Source organism: Kushneria pakistanensis (assembly GCF_014652795.1).
Classification (GTDB): domain Bacteria; phylum Pseudomonadota; class Gammaproteobacteria; order Pseudomonadales; family Halomonadaceae; genus Kushneria; species Kushneria pakistanensis.
Genome location: NZ_BMZM01000001.1, coordinates 465,121 through 480,466 on the forward strand (window position 1 = coordinate 465,121; position 15,346 = coordinate 480,466).

Genomic DNA, 15,346 nt, shown 5'->3' on the forward strand with positions numbered 1-15,346 from the left:
ACTCAGGGGCCTGTCAGGATGGGCTCAGGCCGGGGCCATCATCGTTTTCTGTTGCTCACGCAACGCGTATTTCTGGAGCTTCCCGGTTGAGGTTCTCGGGAGCGATGTCTGAAACGTGACATGGCGCGGCACCTTGAAGTGCGCCATATGCTCACGACACCAGTGCAACAGCTCGGTCTCATCCGGTCTGTCAGCCTCGGAGACCGGCACCACAAAGGCATGCGGCGTCTCGCCCCAGAAATCATGCGGTCTGGCAATCACGGCAACCTCACGAATGGCGGGATGGCTCATCATGATCTCCTCGATTTCAATGGAAGAAATCGATTCGCCACCCGAGATGATGATGTCCTTGGCACGATCGCGAATCTCGATATAGCCATCCTCGTGCATGACGGCGATATCACCGGTATCCAGCCAGCCTCGGCCCATGGCCTCGCGAGTGGCTTCAGGATTTTTGATGTATCCCTGCATGATCGTATTGCCGCGCAGCATGAGATGGCCCAGTGACTGGCCATCGGCGGGCACGTCCTCGTGGGTCACTGGGTCCTTGAGGGCGACACGTTCAATGGCAAAGGTGCCCACGCCCTGGCGAATCTGCAGCCGAGCACGCGCTTCATGGGTCAGCGTTGCCCACTCGGGCTGAAACTGGCAGACCAGCGAGGGCCCGTAGGTTTCGGTCATGCCATAAAGATGCAGCACGTTAAACCCCAGCGCACTCATGCGGGCAATGATGGCGGAATTGGGGGAGGCGCCTCCCGTGGCCAGCAGCACTGGATGGGGCAGGGGTGTGGAAGCCTCGGGACGGTCCAGCATCATGGTCATGATGATCGGCGCAGCGGCCATGTGGGTGATGCCCCGGGCATGAATCATTTCAAGCACCTGCGCCGGTTCAACCCGACGCATGCAGACATGTGTACCACCAGCAGCCGTGACGGCCCACGTATGGGTCCAGCCATTGCAGTGGAACATGGGCAGCGTCCAGAGATAGACCGTCTGGTCATCCATCTTCAGCGTCAGCGTATTGGACAGTGCATTGAGATAGGCGCCCCGGTGGCTGTAGATCACGCCCTTGGGGTTGCCCGTGGTGCCGGACGTATAGTTGAGCGCGATACAGTCACGCTCGTCAGCGGGAACCCTTGGCTGGCAGGGGCTCGACGCTGCCAGCAGTGACTCGTAGTCATGAGGCGCCAGCCCGTCATGCGCCGAAGTATCGTCATTGCCGGCGTTGTCATCGATCTCCACCAGCACGGGCGCCGGTGATGCCAGCAGTGACAGTGCTGTCGCCACCATATGGCGCAGACTCCTGTCAAAGAGCAGTACGCGCGTCTCGGCATGCGACATGATGAAGGCGATGGATGCACCATCCAGCCGTGCGTTGATGGCATTAAGGACACCACCTGCCATCGGTACACCATAATGCGCCTCCAGCATGGCCCTTGAATTCATGCCCAGGGTGGAGACCACCTCGCCCGGTGCAAGGCCCATGGCCTCCAGGGCGCCTGCCAGCTGTCGACTGCGCTGATAAAACGCCCGATAGGAGAGCGTGATATCGCCATCGATGACCGCAGGCCGTTCCGGGTGTACCCGCACGGCACGCTCCAGAAAACTGACGGGCGAAAGGGGGGCATGATTGCTTTCACCATGTGAAAGACATGACGACGTTTGTGATGCACAAGAACTATCCAATGCCATTCTCCATGATATTTCAGCTAATACTTATTGTTTTTGTATTGAGCCCTGGTTTACGTATATAAATAAAATCATGACAGTCTTGCGAGTGCTGGCGGTTATTAACAATAACAGCGCACAATGATCAGTCATGAATAAATAAAGAATATGAATTAAAAGATCGTTTATGTCAGATAATATAACCGTGCCAGAGCAGGTTTTTCCCTTATATAAAACCCATGGTCAAAGCGGCACATTCTGATAGGTAAATACGTCGTAGTTTGAGTGTTATTCATCCATTTTAAATATTGCGACAACAGGCATTGTTTATGCTTAATGTCGCATATAAGAGTGACCGCTTTTTTTGGATAACCTGTTTAACTCGATGCTGGAGTGGTAATGACGGCGGATATTGAAAAGCGTCTGCGCCTTGACGGTCAGGTGGCGCTGATTACAGGCGCCGCCAGCGGCCTGGGGGCACATTTCAGTCACGTGCTGGGCAGTGCAGGGGCATCACTGATGCTCACGGGACGGCGCCTTGGGCCGCTTGAAACCCAGGCTGACGCTTTGCGTGCCCGCGGCGTCAGGGTCTGGGTATCGGCCATGGATATTCGCGATGAGCACGACGTGAACCGTGCGTTCGAGGCGCTTGCGGCCGAGGCCGGACGCAGCCCCGATATCGTGATCAACAATGCCGGCATTACCGATACCACCTCGGCCCTGTCGCGCGACATGGACGCATGGACTGACATCGTTGATACCAATCTCAATGGTGCCATGCGTGTATCCCGCGCTGCCGCGCAGGCCATGCAGGCGCAGGGCACGGGCGGGGCGATCGTCAATGTGGCCTCGATTCTCGGGCTGCGGGTGGCCGGTCATGTGGCGGCCTACAGTGCCAGCAAGGCCGGATTGATCCAGCTCACCAAAAGTCTGGCGCTTGAATGGGCGCGCCATGACATTCGAGTGAATGCACTGGCACCGGGCTATATCGAGACACCGCTCAACCAGGCATTTTTTCAGAGCGAACAGGGACAAAAGCTGATCAAGCGTATTCCCCAGCGCCGTCTGGGTGCGCCCGAATCCCTTGATGGCCCACTGCTGCTGCTGTGCAGCGAGGCTGGCCGCTACATGACCGGCAGCGTTCTTACGGTCGATGGCGGGCATATGGTCAGCTCGCTCTGACGTTCATCTCTTCCCCAATCGGATATCACATGGACTTCTCACTACCGCGGGAAATCGAACAGTACCGTAAGCGCATCAGCACGTTTGTCGATGAGCGCATCAAGCCGCTGGAGCTGGATCGGGCCAATTACGATGAGCATGAAAATATCGTTGACCATCATCTGCAGCGTCTGCGCGGTGAGGTAAAGGAAGCCGGGCTCTGGTCGCCACAGATGCCTCGGGAGCGTGGGGGCATGGGGCTTTCGATGGTGGGAATGGCCGCCTGTTATGAGGCGATGAACCGCTCCATCTTCGGCCCGGTCTGCTTCAACGCCGTGGCGCCCGATGACGGCAACATGATGGTGTTGGAAAAGGTAGCTACCGAGGAACAGAAAACGCGCTGGCTGCAGCCGATTGTCGATGGCCGTGTCCGCAGTGCGTTTGCCCTGACCGAGCCACATCCCGGTGCCGGCTCCGACATGGCCGGCATGATGCAGACGCGTGCCGAGCGTCGCGGCGATCGCTGGGTCATCAACGGTCACAAGTGGTTCATTACCGGTGCCGGGCTTGCCGAGCATTTCATGCTGGTGGCCCGCACCAGTGATGACGCGCGCAAGGGTCTGACCGTTTTCCTGTTTCATCGTGACCAGCCTGGCTGGGAGATCAAGCGTCGCATTCCGATCATGGGGCCCGAGGAGCACGGCGGCCACTGTGAGCTGATTTTTGACGGACTGGAAATCCCCGACGATCAGGTCGTGCTGGGTGTGGGCGAAGGCATGAAGGTGGCCCAGATCCGCCTTGCGCCGGCGCGATTGACCCACTGCATGCGCTGGCTGGGGCTGGCGCGGCGCGCGATGGAAGAGGCGCTGAGCCATGTCGAGATGCGTCAGGCCTTTGGCGCCGCGCTGGCGGACAATCAGAGTATTCAGACCTCGCTGGGCGAGGTGGCCATGGAAATTGAGGTAGGCCGCACGCTGGTCATGAAGGCAGCCTGGGCGCTCGATCAGGGCAGCTTTGCCCGCAAGGAGGTCAGCATGGCCAAGGTGGCGGTCTCCAACGTGCTCAACAAGGCAGTGGATGTGGCCATTCAGGTTCACGGGGCCAAGGGGTACTCCCAGGACACGGTGCTGGAATGGATCTACCGCTATGCGCGTCAGGCCCGCATCGTGGATGGGGCCACCGAAGTCCATCAGATGCTGCTGGCGCGCATGCTGCGCAGCGAAGGCAATGACTTCTGGCACTGGGAGATGGCCGACAGATGAGTGGTACCGATTCGGATCCGGCACTGAGCACCTGGCTGGCACAGCAAAGCAGCGCCGAAAGCGTGACGCTCAGGGCGCAGCGACGGCTGGGTGGGGGCGCCGTACAGGACAATCGTCTTTTGGATGTCACGGTAACCGGCGGCCCCATGGCAGGGGAGCAGCGCTGGGTACTGCGAAGCGATGCCCGCGCGCCGCTGGCCATCAGTGCCAGCCGCAGGGAGGAGTTCGCCCTGCTTGAGCGTGCCTGGCATCATGGTGTGCGCGTGCCTGAACCCCTGTGGATGTGTGAGGACGACAGCGTGCTGGGTCGTCCTTTCATGATCATGCGTCATGTGGGGGGCGAGGCGTCCCCCCGATCACTGGTCGGTCAGGCCGGTGACGGCGCGCTCGAGGCACTGGTGGAAGCGCTGGGGGCGGAGCTTGCCCGTATTCACGCACTGCCACTGATTGATGATGACCAGCCTGCGCTCGACAGTGGTGAGGTGATTTCTGCGCAACTGGCTGATTATCAGGCCCGACTTGCGCAACTGACACAGCCCCAGCCTGTCCTGGCGTGGGCGTTGCGCTGGCTGGAGCGTCATCCACCGGCGCCATCGCGGGTCGTGTTTTCCCACAATGATTTTCGCACCGGCAATCTGTTGATCGACGGTGGACACCTTGAGGCCGTACTCGACTGGGAGTTTGCCGGGCCCAACGCTGCCCCTGCTGATATTGCCTGGTTCTGTGCCCCTTGCTGGCGCTTTGGTGGCTCAAATGATGCCGGCGGGCTGGGCTCGATCGAGGCATTCCTGCGGGGCTATGAGCATGCCGGCGGTGAGCGCCCTGATCGCGAACAGCTCGACTGGTGGATCATTCTGGCCACACTGCGCTGGGCCGTGATCGCCCTGGAGCAGGGGGCCCGACATGACAGCGGTGCACAGCCGGATCTGGAACTTGCACTGACGGCGCATCTGTTGCCCGGCCTTGAGCTCGATCTGCTGCGCCTGATTCCCATCGACGACGGCGTCGATCCGGCAAGGCTGCCCCGGTCTACCGACATGGTGGGTAGCGATACGGACAGGGCGTCCCCGTCCAGAGCGTGGGAGGCTCTTTCGACGCTCAGTGAGGATGCGCGCGACCTGATGGACATTACGCGTCAGACGCTCAAGTCGGAGATCATCCCGGCGCTGTCGGGCGATGCCCGGCATTCGGCCCTGATGGTGGCCAATGCGCTGTCGATCATTGCTCGCCAGCAGCATCGCGGTATTTCCATCTGGGATCAGGTTCGGGAGACACTGTCGCAGCAGCTCTCGCAACCGTTGGACAGCGACGATTCATGCGCCGGTGCACAGGCGTTGGTCGAGGAAATTTACAACGGCCAGCGTGACGCCCCCGAGTCGTTTGAAGCACTGCGTCATTTGCTTCGGGAAGATGCGCTGGCACGCGCGCGCATCAGCCAGCCCCGGGCGGTGCAGCAGTAGTAGCGTTGTCGGAGTCGGGGTACGTCATGTCATGGGGCGGTGGTCAGAAAAGCCTTGAAAGCAGTGATACCACGGCCGTCTCGACGCGCAGAATGCGCTCGCCCAGATGGATGCCTTCAAAGCCCATCGCCTGCAGCATTTCCACCTCAAAGGGAATGAAACCGCCCTCGGGGCCGATGGCCAGGGTCACGGGCTGATCCATGGGCAGGCCGCGGGGGCAGCTTTCACCAATGCCCGGGTGGGCCAGCAGTGCCCGCTGGCCTGCCAGTGCTGCAGGCAGCTGATCTTCGACAAAGGGTTTGAAGCGCGGCTGCAGGTCCACGGTGGGCAATACCGTGTCACGCGCCTGCTCAAGGCCCAGGCGCAGATGCGCCTCAATGCGCTCGGGTTGAAGCTCGGGCGACTGCCAATAGCTTTTCTCGACGCGAGCGGTATGCAAAAGCGTCAGCCGCTTGACTCCCATGGTGGCAATGTTCTCCAGCGAGCGGGCCAGCATGCGCGGGCGTGGCAGGGCGAGCAGCACATGAACCGGCAGCGCCGGCGGCGGTGCGTCATCCAGATGCAGGATTTCGAACACGGCCTGGTCCTTCTCCAGTGTCAGCAAACGTGCCCGCCCAATACCAGCATTGGTCATCCCGACAATCAGCGTCTCACCGCATGCCGCTCGATGGACTTCATGAAGATGTTTCAGGCGTCGACTATCGTGGATGCAGGCCCGGTCGGGGGCCACAAGATCGTCCGGGGCAAGCAGCAGCAGGTTCATGGCGGTGACGTTTCCAGAAGGCGCGAGCGTGTGAAAGGAGGGCGATGATAGCGCAGCTTTCCCGGGCGGACGACCCGTGCGCTTTCTGACATAATGCGCCAGACACGCACCCGGGCAGCCGGGTAACAGGCTTGAACCATGACGCAGGAAAGCTTCGGCATGAAGGTACTGATGATTGGCGGCGGTGGCCGCGAACACGCGCTGGCGTGGAAACTGGCACAGTCACCCAGGGTGGATGAGGTGCTGCTGGCCCCCGGCAACGCCGGTACTGCGCGCGAGCCCGGTCTTCGCAACGTCGATGTCGCCGGCGGCGATATTGAAGGGCTGCTGGCGGTGGCGCTCAATGAGCAGGTGGCGCTCACGATCGTGGGTCCCGAGGCGCCGCTGGTGGCAGGCGTGGTGGATCGCTTTCAGGCCGAAGGGCTCAAAATCTTTGGCCCGAGTGCGGCCGCCGCGAGGCTTGAGGGTTCCAAGGCTTTCAGCAAGGACTTCTTGGCGCGTCATGGTATTCCTACCGCCCACTATCAAAGCTTTACGGAAGTCGCGCCGGCACTAGCCTATCTTGAGTCGCAGGGCGCACCGATCGTGATCAAGGCCGATGGTCTGGCCGCCGGCAAGGGCGTAATTGTCGCCATAGACATGGCGCAGGCACGCGCTGCCATCCATGACATGCTCGAAGACAATGCCTTTGGCGATGCCGGCGCCCGGGTGGTCATCGAGGAGTATCTCGATGGTGAAGAGGCCAGCTTTATCGTCATGGCCGACGGCGATCACGTGCTGGAAATGGCGACCAGCCAGGACCACAAGCGTGTGGGCGACAATGACAGCGGTGCCAATACCGGCGGCATGGGCGCCTATTCGCCGGCCCCGGTGGTCACCGAAAGCGTGCGCGAGCGCGTCATGCGCGAGATCATCATGCCGACCATTCAGGGCATGAAGGCCGACGGACATGCCTATACGGGCTTTCTTTATGCGGGGCTGATGATTGATGATCAGGGCGCGCCACGGGTGATCGAGTTCAACTGTCGCTTTGGGGATCCCGAAACCCAGCCGATCATGCTGCGCCTTCAGTCCGATCTGGTTACGCTGTGTGAGGCGGCCATCGATGGGCAGCTCGATCAGTATCACTGCCAGTGGGACGCACGCTCGGCGGTGGGTGTGGTCATGGCTGCGCAGGGCTACCCGGGCAGCTATCGCAAGGGCGATGTCATTACGGGGTTTGAGGCGGCACAAAAACTGGGCTGTCACGTGTTCCATGCCGGCACCCGCGAGAGTGAAAGCGGCGCCATCGAGACAGCTGGTGGACGTGTACTGTGCGTCACGGCGCTGGGCGATGACGTAAAACAGGCGCGCGATCTTGCCTATGAAGGCGTGGCGGCCATGCAGTTTGAAGGCGGTTTTTATCGCCGCGATATTGCCGCTCGCGCCATCAACCGATAACGCTTCACGAACGGATAGCGCTCCACGCCGGCTCCTTGGCGGGACGGGCCGGCGTTGATAACAATACCCGTATCGGGTCTGCAGTTCAGGAGGCGCCATGTCACGCGAGTATCCCGTGATTGCCATTACCGGCTCGTCCGGCGCAGGAACCACTACCGTACGGCGCGCCTTTGAGCGCATGTTTTCCCGCAAGGGCATCAAGGCCGCCTTTGTGGATGGTGACGCCTTTCACCGCTATAGCCGGGAAGACCTGGCGCGCATCTTTCGTGATGAACCCGAGCGCAAGAACGAGCTTTCGCACTTCGCCGTCGAGGCGAACCTGCTTGATCGTCTGGAGCGTCTTTTTGCCGAATATGGCGAACACGGCGCCGGCACCTATCGCCATTACATCCATGCCGAAGACAAGCGCATGCTGGAAGCCGGCTATCGGGTCGGCACCTTTACCGAATGGCAGCCACTGCCTGGTGGTACGGATCTTTTATTCTATGAGGGGCTGCATGGCGGGCTGGTGTCTTCCCATCATGACCTGGCCCAGCATGTGGATCTACTCATCGGGGTGACGCCAACCGTCAATCTGGAGTGGATTCAAAAGATTGATCGCGATATCAACATGCGTGGCCACTCTCATGACGCCGTCGTCGATACGATTCTGGGGCGAATGCAGGATTATGTGCGCTATATCGTGCCGCAGTTTTCCCGCACGCATATCAATTTCCAGCGTGTACCCACAGTGGATACCTCCAACCCCTTCGAGCCGCAGGCGATTCCATCGGACGCCGAATCCTTCGTGGTGATTCGCTTTCGCGACCGCGACAGTGCTGATTTCCCCTATCTGCTGACCATGCTGTCGGGAGCCTTCATGACGCGGCCCAATACGCTTGTGGTGCCCGGGGCGCAAATGCCACTGGCCATCGAGCTGATTCTGGAACCGCAGATAGAAGCACTGCTGGCGCAGCGGCGCTTTCGATAGACGCCCGGCGTCGATGATAATGATCCATTTCCGACAAGGGAGTTTTCATGTCCACGATCTTTACCAAAATCATCAATCGTGAAATCAAGGCCGAGATTGTTTTTGAGGACGATGACGTGCTGGCGTTCAACGACGTCAATCCGCAGGCCCCGGTGCATGTGCTGATCATCCCCAAAAAGGAGATCGCAACGATGAATGATCTGACCGAGGCCGACGCTGAAGTGGTGGGCAAGCTACACCTTGCAGCGGCAAAAATTGCGCGCGACAAGGGGATTGCCGAGGAGGGCTATCGCGTGGTGATGAACTGCAACGAACAGGGCGGTCAGAGCGTCTACCATATCCATCTTCACTTGATGGGCGGTCGCCGGATGAGCTGGCCCGCGGGCTGAGCCGTCGGGATCTTCATGACACCGCGCCTGCAGATTGTGATCTGCAGGCGTTTTTTTTATGCCTGACGCTCAAGGGCGCGCCAGTTGATCGGCGGCGTGATCATGATGTTGCGCTGTCCTGGTGCACGGCGCTGGCAGGTTGTCTCAATAGCGATCATCGTCATGGGCGTCGGTTGCGGGCGGGCAGGGTAAGGACACGTTATCTGCCTGCGTGCTGTCCGGTTTTGCGTACCTGGCACATGTCTTGCTGATGTGATGCTGTCACGACGCTACCGGTGCCTGCCTGGCACTTGTCAGGCCGTGCTCTGGTCAGCGTGTGACAAGGCCCTTTTCTGTCTTCTCGACCCCGAGCAGGCAGATGTCATCGAGCATCCTACCGAGGCAGCGTCATGGAGATCAAAAACAAGGCCACACGCATTCGGCTTTTCGACTTTACGACGCCGCAAATGCGCGCGTTTCATCTGTCCTGGTTTGCCTTTCATGTCTGCTTTTTTGGCTGGTTCGGCATCGCCCCGATGATGGCCATCGTGCGTGATGATCTGAATCTGACCAAAACCCAGATCGGCAACACGATGATTGCCTCGGTTGCCGTAACCGTCGTGGTACGGCTGTTCATCGGGCTTTTGTGTGATCGTATTGGTCCGCGGCGTACCTATACCTGGCTTTTGTGCCTGGGGGCCTTGCCGGTCATGTCGATCGGTCTGGCCGATAGCTTCGAAACCTTTCTGCTGGCGCGACTGGCCATCGGCGCCATCGGGGCGTCATTCGTGATTACCCAGTATCACGCCTCGATCATGTTTGCGCCCAACGTGGTGGGGACGGCCAATGCGGCCACGGCCGGCTGGGGCAATCTGGGGGGCGGGACGACGCAGATTCTGATGCCGCTGGTGCTGTCGGCCATTTTGATGCTGGGCGTGAGTGAAACGCTGGGCTGGCGGCTGGCCATGGTGGTGCCGGGCGTGGTGCTCTTTTTGACCGGTATTGCCTACTGGCATTTCACTCAGGATGCCCCGGATGGCAATTTCACTGAGCTGCGCCGCCGCGGGGAGCTTGTCGAGGCCAGAAATGAATACGGTGCGCAGGCAAGCTTCGGTTCGGCCATCAGGGATGTGCGCGTCTGGGCACTCTTTCTGGTGTACGGTGCCTGTTTTGGTGTTGAGCTGACCATCAACAACATTGCAGCGTTATATTACTTTGACAACTTTGAGCTCTCCCTGGGCACGGCAGGCCTGATTGCGGGACTCTTCGGGCTGATGAACCTTTTCGCCCGCGCGCTGGGCGGTTTTTTCTCCGATCGCTTTGCGCGTCTGGGTGGGCTCAGGGGGCGTGTGCGCTGGCTTTTTTTGACGCTGTTGTGTGAGGGGATCGCCCTGATGATGTTTTCCCAGATGCAGGTACTGGGCATCGCCATTGTCACGATGGTGGTGTTCAGTCTGTTCGTACAGATGGCGGAAGGCGCAACCTATGGCGTGGTGCCCTTTATCAATCAGCGTGCGCTGGGCGCTGTGGCAGGCATTGTCGGTGCCGGTGGCAACGTGGGGGCTGTTGCCGCTGGTTTTCTGTTCCGTTCGGAGTCGCTGAGCTACCAGCAGGGGCTTTTTTTCCTGGGGATCACGGTCACCCTGATCGCCTTTGTGGCGCTGGCCGTGCGATTTCCGAAAAACGCGCCAGCCAGGGGGCGTGATTCGAATGCCTCTGATCCAGTCCTGGCACCGACAGGCGGCTACCACCCCGGTGAACAGATGGGCTGACAAGCGTCTTGCAAACAGGGCGCATGGGAAAACCGGTCAATGACAGGCCACGGTGCGTGACATGACACATCGCATCCTTTTTTCAGGTCCCTGCCTCGGGACCTTGTGTCAGGTATCGCCAGCCTTGAGGATGACCACTATAGTCAGGGCATCTATTGTCATTCCTTTATTGTGAGCGGCCCTCAGGAGTAACGCCATGTCCCGTCAATTCACGCGCAGTGACCGCCTTGTAGATCAGCTCGATACCATGCTGCGCACCCTGGTGCCGGGGGCCACGCGTGCCAGTCGCGCCCAGCCCGGCCTGGGGGTGCGGGATCAGCCCATGACGGCCGGGGAAACCCGACATTCCATCGAGGTGCTGCGCCATCATCATCGAGGTCGGGTCATTGGGCAGGGGATCTATCAGGGACAGCGCTTTGCCACGGGCATCAGCAGCCGCTACCAGCCGGTGGATGATCTGTCGGTTCGAGGCATTGATCATCTGGACTGGTGTGATGCGCGCTTGCGTGAGCTGCACGCCCGACCATCACGGTTGACGCCCTTTTATTACGTGGCGTCACTGGGGGCGGGAATGCTCTTGAGTCAGCGTGACCGGGCGCGCGGGCTCGGCCTGGTCAGTCTGGGAGAAAACCTGCAGGCAGAGTCGCTGGAGCGCCAGCTGATGGCGCTGCCTGCAGGTGATGAGAGATCACGTGCCGTCATCCGGCAGATGCTGGATGACAGCACGCGCCATACCCGTAACGCGCTTGAGGCAGGCGGCCAGCGCTGGCCCGGCGTCTGGCGCTGGGCCATGTCGCTGGGCGCCCGTGTCTGCGAGTGGCGACGTCTGCGTCACCACTCGTCCGGTGACATGATCAACTGATCAGTTGCTGTCGCGCTGCTCGTTGTCCTGCGTTGTTGTCTGAGATGGATGCTGAACAGCTTCTGTCGAGATCGGAGAAAGCTCGGTAATCGTGCCGGCTTCGTCCTCTTCCTTTTCATGAGAGAACAGATCCCAGGCGGCAATGAAGAGTGCTGCAATCAGCGGACCGATCACAAAGCCGTTGATGCCAAAGAGCGCCATGCCACCAAGGGTTGAAATCAGCACGACATAGTCGGGCAGCTTGGTGTCCTTGCCCACCAGAATGGGACGCAGGAAATTGTCGGCAAGACCGATGATGACGACGCCCACAAAGGTCAGAATGATGCCGTCGACAATGTTGCCGGTTATCAGGTAGTAGATGGCGACAGGCCCCCAGACCAGTGCGGCGCCAATGGCCGGCAGCAGGGACAGGAAGGCCATGATGACGCCCCACAGCAGCGGCGCCTCAATGCCCAGACCCCAGAAGGCCAGGCCGCCGATGCCGCCCTGTGTGGCAGCAACAATGATGTTGCCCTTGACCGTGGCACGCGTGACCGTAATGAACTTGTTGAGCAACTGATACTTGTAGCGTGCGCTCAGCGGAATGGCCTGACGGATACGTCGACCCAGCGGCACGCCGTCGCGGAACAAAAAGAACAGCAGATAGAGCATGATCCCCAGGCTGATGAAAAACTGCAGGGTGTTCTGACCAATGCTCAAGGCCTTCGATGCCAGCATCTGACTGCCCTGCGAGGCGCCCTCGGAAACGCGGTCGCGCAGCTGGGACAGGTCCCCCATGCCGGTACTTTCAAGCCAGTCATCCACGCTCGGAGGCAGTGCCTGACGGGCCTGCTCCACATAGGCACCCACATCCAGATCGCCCGAGCGAATGCGCTGATAGACGCTGGTGCCTTCCTGCACCAGCGAGCCGGCAATCAGCGTGACCGGAATAATGACGATAAAAATACAGATCAGGACATTGGTAATCGCCGCCAGATTGCGTCGTCCGCCGTAGAGACTCAACAGGCGTCGCTGCAGGGGCATGAAAACCAGCGCCAGAATGACACCCCAGAAAATGGCGCTGAAAAAGGGCAGCAGTATCCATATAAAGGCGACCGAGACACCTACCAGCAGCAGCTCAAACGCCCTTTTTTCGATCGGTTTTTCCATACCTTCTCCTGCCCGGCCGTCGTATCAAAAGGCTGGCCGGCAAATGTGGGACAACAGTCGCAAAAAGCCCGGCATAATGCCGGGCATGTCACCACCAGTGTAGTCCGGCTGTGCCAAACGATAGCCGTTCGTCGACAGCCAGGCGCTGCTGATGCCTTCAGGCTTCGGCGATTTCCCACGAATGGGTGATCTCGACACCGCCCTGAGCCAGCATCAGTGAGGCGCTACAGTATTTTTCGGCCGAGAGTTCCACCGCACGCTTGACCTGTGCTTCCTTGAGCGCCACGCCGGTGACCACGAAGTGTAGATGGATGCTGGTAAACACGGCCGGTGTGGTATCGGCGCGCTCGGCCTTGAGCTGTGCAACGCAGTCGCTCACCTTCGCACGCGCCTTCTCAAGAATGTTGATGACATCGTAGGCACTGCACCCACCCAGCCCCATCAATACCATTTCCATCGGCCGTGGTCCGGTATTGCGACCGCCGTTGTCCGGATTGCCATCGAGAATGATGGCGTGACCGCTGCCGGATTCGGCAACGAACTGTCGACCATCGGTCCATTTGATGCTGGCTTCCATGAGTACTGCTCCGTACGAATAAAGAGGTGAATCCTCTCATAGGGTGATTGAAACAGGGATGGTTGACACAGGGACGATGATCAATCCATGTCCTGATGCGAAAGTTTCTGCTCCAGGGCGGTTAGCCGCTCGGGCGTGCCGATGTCTGACCATTGTCCCCTGTGGTGGTAACCGCCCAGTCGGCCCTTCTTGATGGCATTGATCAGGCAGGGTTTCAGCGGACAGGGCGTATTGTCCGGCACATCGGCCACCAGTGATGGGTGCATGAGGGCAATGCCGGCATAGACCAGACGTGCTTCTCCCTGTTCGTACAGGCGGCCGGTATCGTCAAGATGGAAATCTCCCTGACGATGATGATCGGGCGGGTCGACCATCACCAGTCGTGCCATGTCACCTTCGAGAGTGCCCAGGCTATCGGGTGTGATGTCGCACCAGACATCGGCATTGACCAGCCAGAAGGGGGCGTCGCCCAGCAGGGGCAGGGCGTGGCGAATGCCGCCGGCCGTCTCGAGAGCGACAGGTTCGACGCTATAGCGCAGCTGAACCCCGTAGCGTTCGCCATCACCCAGCGTGGTCATGATCTGCTCGCCCAGATAGCTCACATTGATGACGATATCGGTGATACCCGCTGTGCGCAGACGCTCGATATGGTGCTCTATCAGGGCGCGCCCGCCCACCCTGAGTAACGGCTTGGGGCAGTGATCGGTCAGCGTGCGCATGCGCGAGCCGCGCCCGGCGGCAAGGATCATCGCTTTCATGTCAGCTCTCGTGACGGTCAGTGCGGTACTGGATCAGCCGGGCATCCAGCTCTGGAACGAAACAGGTATCAAACCACTGCATGAACGCTTCAAAGCCTGGCTGGGCTGTCAGCCCCTGGCGTACGTGTTCGACAAACAGCGGCAGCAGGGTGAGATAGCGGGGCTTGTCATCGCGCAGGGCCAGACGGCAGAAAAGCCCCAGTACCTTGAGACTGCGCTGTGCCCCGGTCAGATCGACCATGCGTCGAAACGCTTCCAGCCCCACGGACGTGATAATACCCGCGGCCTGCGCCTTTTGCCGCCATGCCTCGATCCAGCGTGCCTGATCGCTCTCAAACCAGGCGTTGTTGCGATCGCGCAGCAGCGAGACCAGGTCGTAGGCCAGCGGGCCATGAACTGCGCCCTGAAAATCGATGACCCAGAGTTGCTCGTCATGACACATGAGGTTCTGGGCGTGGAAATCACGATGGACGCACACCTGAGGCTGGGCGGTCAGCGCGGCAACCAGCTGGTCTCGCACCTGCGGCCAGCTTTCGGGCGTGGCGATATCAAGCCATCGGGTCAGACACCACTGGGGAAAAAGTTCGAGTTCATCGGTGAGCCAACGGTCATCATAGGCCGGCAGGGTATCGACAGGCAGTGCCGCAATGGTGACCGAGGTCGAGATGGCCTGCATCATGAGCGTTTCGCGCTGATCCTCCCGGGCAAGATGCTGGCGCAGCATGTCATCGCCCAGGTCCTGCATCTCGATAAACCCCTGATCCAGATCGACGTGATACAACTCGGGCACCTGGATGCCATGTGAGCGCCACTGGCGGGCGATGTCCACAAAGGCCTGACTGTTTTCACGCTCGGGCGGCGCATCCATCAGAATGCGCGAGTTTGCGTTACCGAGATGAAGGCGAAAATAGCGCCGAAAGCTGGCATCATCTGTCACGATCTCGAGTTCGGGCGGCCTGGCTTCAAGGCCATGATGAGATGCCGCCCAGTGGCGCAGGGCGTCAAGGCGCGCTGTCATGGGAACTCCTGGTTGACGGTACGGTTACGGCACCGCATGCTGAGCGCTCAAGGGCCGCAACAGAACACTTTTGTCGCTGTTTTCAGGCTGCTGCGGTGTCTGATGCCGCGTACCATAC

14 protein-coding genes are annotated in these 15,346 nt (G+C 60.0%); 8 read left to right on the forward strand and 6 right to left on the reverse strand.

Annotation, left to right across the window (positions count from 1 at the left end):
* Positions 1 to 24: 24 nt before the first annotated feature.
* On the reverse strand, positions 25 to 1,692 hold the full coding sequence (locus IE123_RS02040) for an AMP-binding protein (protein ID WP_189514587.1): 1,668 nt from the start codon (positions 1,690 to 1,692) through the stop codon (positions 25 to 27).
* 375 nt (positions 1,693 to 2,067) lie between these two features.
* Between IE123_RS02040 and IE123_RS02045 the strand changes: the two genes are divergently transcribed.
* Genes IE123_RS02045 through IE123_RS02055 form a run of 3 tightly spaced genes read left to right on the forward strand, consistent with a single transcriptional unit; the run spans position 2,068 to position 5,551 of the window.
* Positions 2,068 to 2,850 carry an SDR family NAD(P)-dependent oxidoreductase gene (locus IE123_RS02045; protein WP_189514589.1) on the forward strand — a complete coding sequence of 261 codons (783 nt, stop codon included), beginning with the start codon at positions 2,068 to 2,070 and terminating at the stop codon, positions 2,848 to 2,850.
* Positions 2,851 to 2,879: 29 nt separating this feature from the next.
* On the forward strand, positions 2,880 to 4,091 hold the full coding sequence (locus IE123_RS02050) for an acyl-CoA dehydrogenase family protein (protein WP_189514590.1): 1,212 nt from the start codon (positions 2,880 to 2,882) through the stop codon (positions 4,089 to 4,091).
* Positions 4,088 to 5,551: a phosphotransferase gene (locus IE123_RS02055; RefSeq protein WP_189514592.1), complete on the forward strand. Its 1,464-nt coding sequence runs from the start codon at positions 4,088 to 4,090 to the stop codon at positions 5,549 to 5,551. Before IE123_RS02050 ends, IE123_RS02055 begins: the two co-directional genes overlap by 4 nt.
* A 43-nt stretch (positions 5,552 to 5,594) precedes the next feature.
* Here IE123_RS02055 and IE123_RS02060 read toward each other — a convergent pair whose 3' ends face one another.
* The gene (locus IE123_RS02060) at positions 5,595 to 6,314 is read right to left on the reverse strand and encodes a 16S rRNA (uracil(1498)-N(3))-methyltransferase (protein WP_189514594.1); all 720 of its coding nucleotides are present in this window, start codon (positions 6,312 to 6,314) and stop codon (positions 5,595 to 5,597) included.
* A 159-nt stretch (positions 6,315 to 6,473) separates the two neighbouring features.
* Here IE123_RS02060 and purD point away from each other — a divergent pair, with 159 nt between their 5' ends.
* The 5 genes from purD (at position 6,474) to IE123_RS02085 (ending at position 11,726) form a co-directional block, all read left to right on the forward strand.
* Positions 6,474 to 7,754: a phosphoribosylamine--glycine ligase gene (gene purD / locus IE123_RS02065; protein WP_189515841.1), complete on the forward strand. Its 1,281-nt coding sequence runs from the start codon at positions 6,474 to 6,476 to the stop codon at positions 7,752 to 7,754.
* A 97-nt stretch (positions 7,755 to 7,851) separates the two neighbouring features.
* A complete protein-coding gene (locus IE123_RS02070; protein WP_189514596.1) occupies positions 7,852 to 8,724 on the forward strand; it encodes a phosphoribulokinase in 873 nt (290 codons plus the stop codon).
* 47 nt (positions 8,725 to 8,771) lie between these two features.
* The gene (locus IE123_RS02075; protein ID WP_189514598.1) at positions 8,772 to 9,113 is read left to right on the forward strand and encodes a histidine triad nucleotide-binding protein; all 342 of its coding nucleotides are present in this window, start codon (positions 8,772 to 8,774) and stop codon (positions 9,111 to 9,113) included.
* A gap of 389 nt (positions 9,114 to 9,502) precedes the next feature.
* Positions 9,503 to 10,864 carry an MFS transporter gene (locus IE123_RS02080; RefSeq protein ID WP_189514600.1) on the forward strand — a complete coding sequence of 454 codons (1,362 nt, stop codon included), beginning with the start codon at positions 9,503 to 9,505 and terminating at the stop codon, positions 10,862 to 10,864.
* 196 nt (positions 10,865 to 11,060) lie between these two features.
* Positions 11,061 to 11,726: a 3-demethoxyubiquinol 3-hydroxylase gene (locus IE123_RS02085; RefSeq protein ID WP_189514602.1), complete on the forward strand. Its 666-nt coding sequence runs from the start codon at positions 11,061 to 11,063 to the stop codon at positions 11,724 to 11,726.
* Here IE123_RS02085 and IE123_RS02090 read toward each other — a convergent pair whose 3' ends face one another.
* The 4 genes from IE123_RS02090 to IE123_RS02105 all read right to left on the reverse strand — a co-directional run bounded on the left by IE123_RS02090 (position 11,727) and on the right by IE123_RS02105 (position 15,228).
* Complete coding sequence (locus IE123_RS02090; protein ID WP_189514604.1) at positions 11,727 to 12,875, reverse strand: AI-2E family transporter; 1,149 nt, start codon at positions 12,873 to 12,875, stop codon at positions 11,727 to 11,729. It lies immediately after the preceding gene.
* Positions 12,876 to 13,032: 157 nt separating this feature from the next.
* Positions 13,033 to 13,452 (reverse strand): OsmC family protein, encoded by a 420-nt coding sequence (locus IE123_RS02095; RefSeq protein WP_189514606.1) that lies wholly within the window; start codon positions 13,450 to 13,452, stop codon positions 13,033 to 13,035.
* Positions 13,453 to 13,532: 80 nt separating this feature from the next.
* Positions 13,533 to 14,210, reverse strand: a complete 678-nt coding sequence (gene murU, locus IE123_RS02100; protein ID WP_189514608.1) for an N-acetylmuramate alpha-1-phosphate uridylyltransferase MurU — start codon at positions 14,208 to 14,210, stop codon at positions 13,533 to 13,535.
* A 1-nt stretch (position 14,211) separates the two neighbouring features.
* Positions 14,212 to 15,228 carry an aminoglycoside phosphotransferase family protein gene (locus tag IE123_RS02105; protein ID WP_189514611.1) on the reverse strand — a complete coding sequence of 339 codons (1,017 nt, stop codon included), beginning with the start codon at positions 15,226 to 15,228 and terminating at the stop codon, positions 14,212 to 14,214.
* Positions 15,229 to 15,346 lie beyond the last annotated feature (118 nt).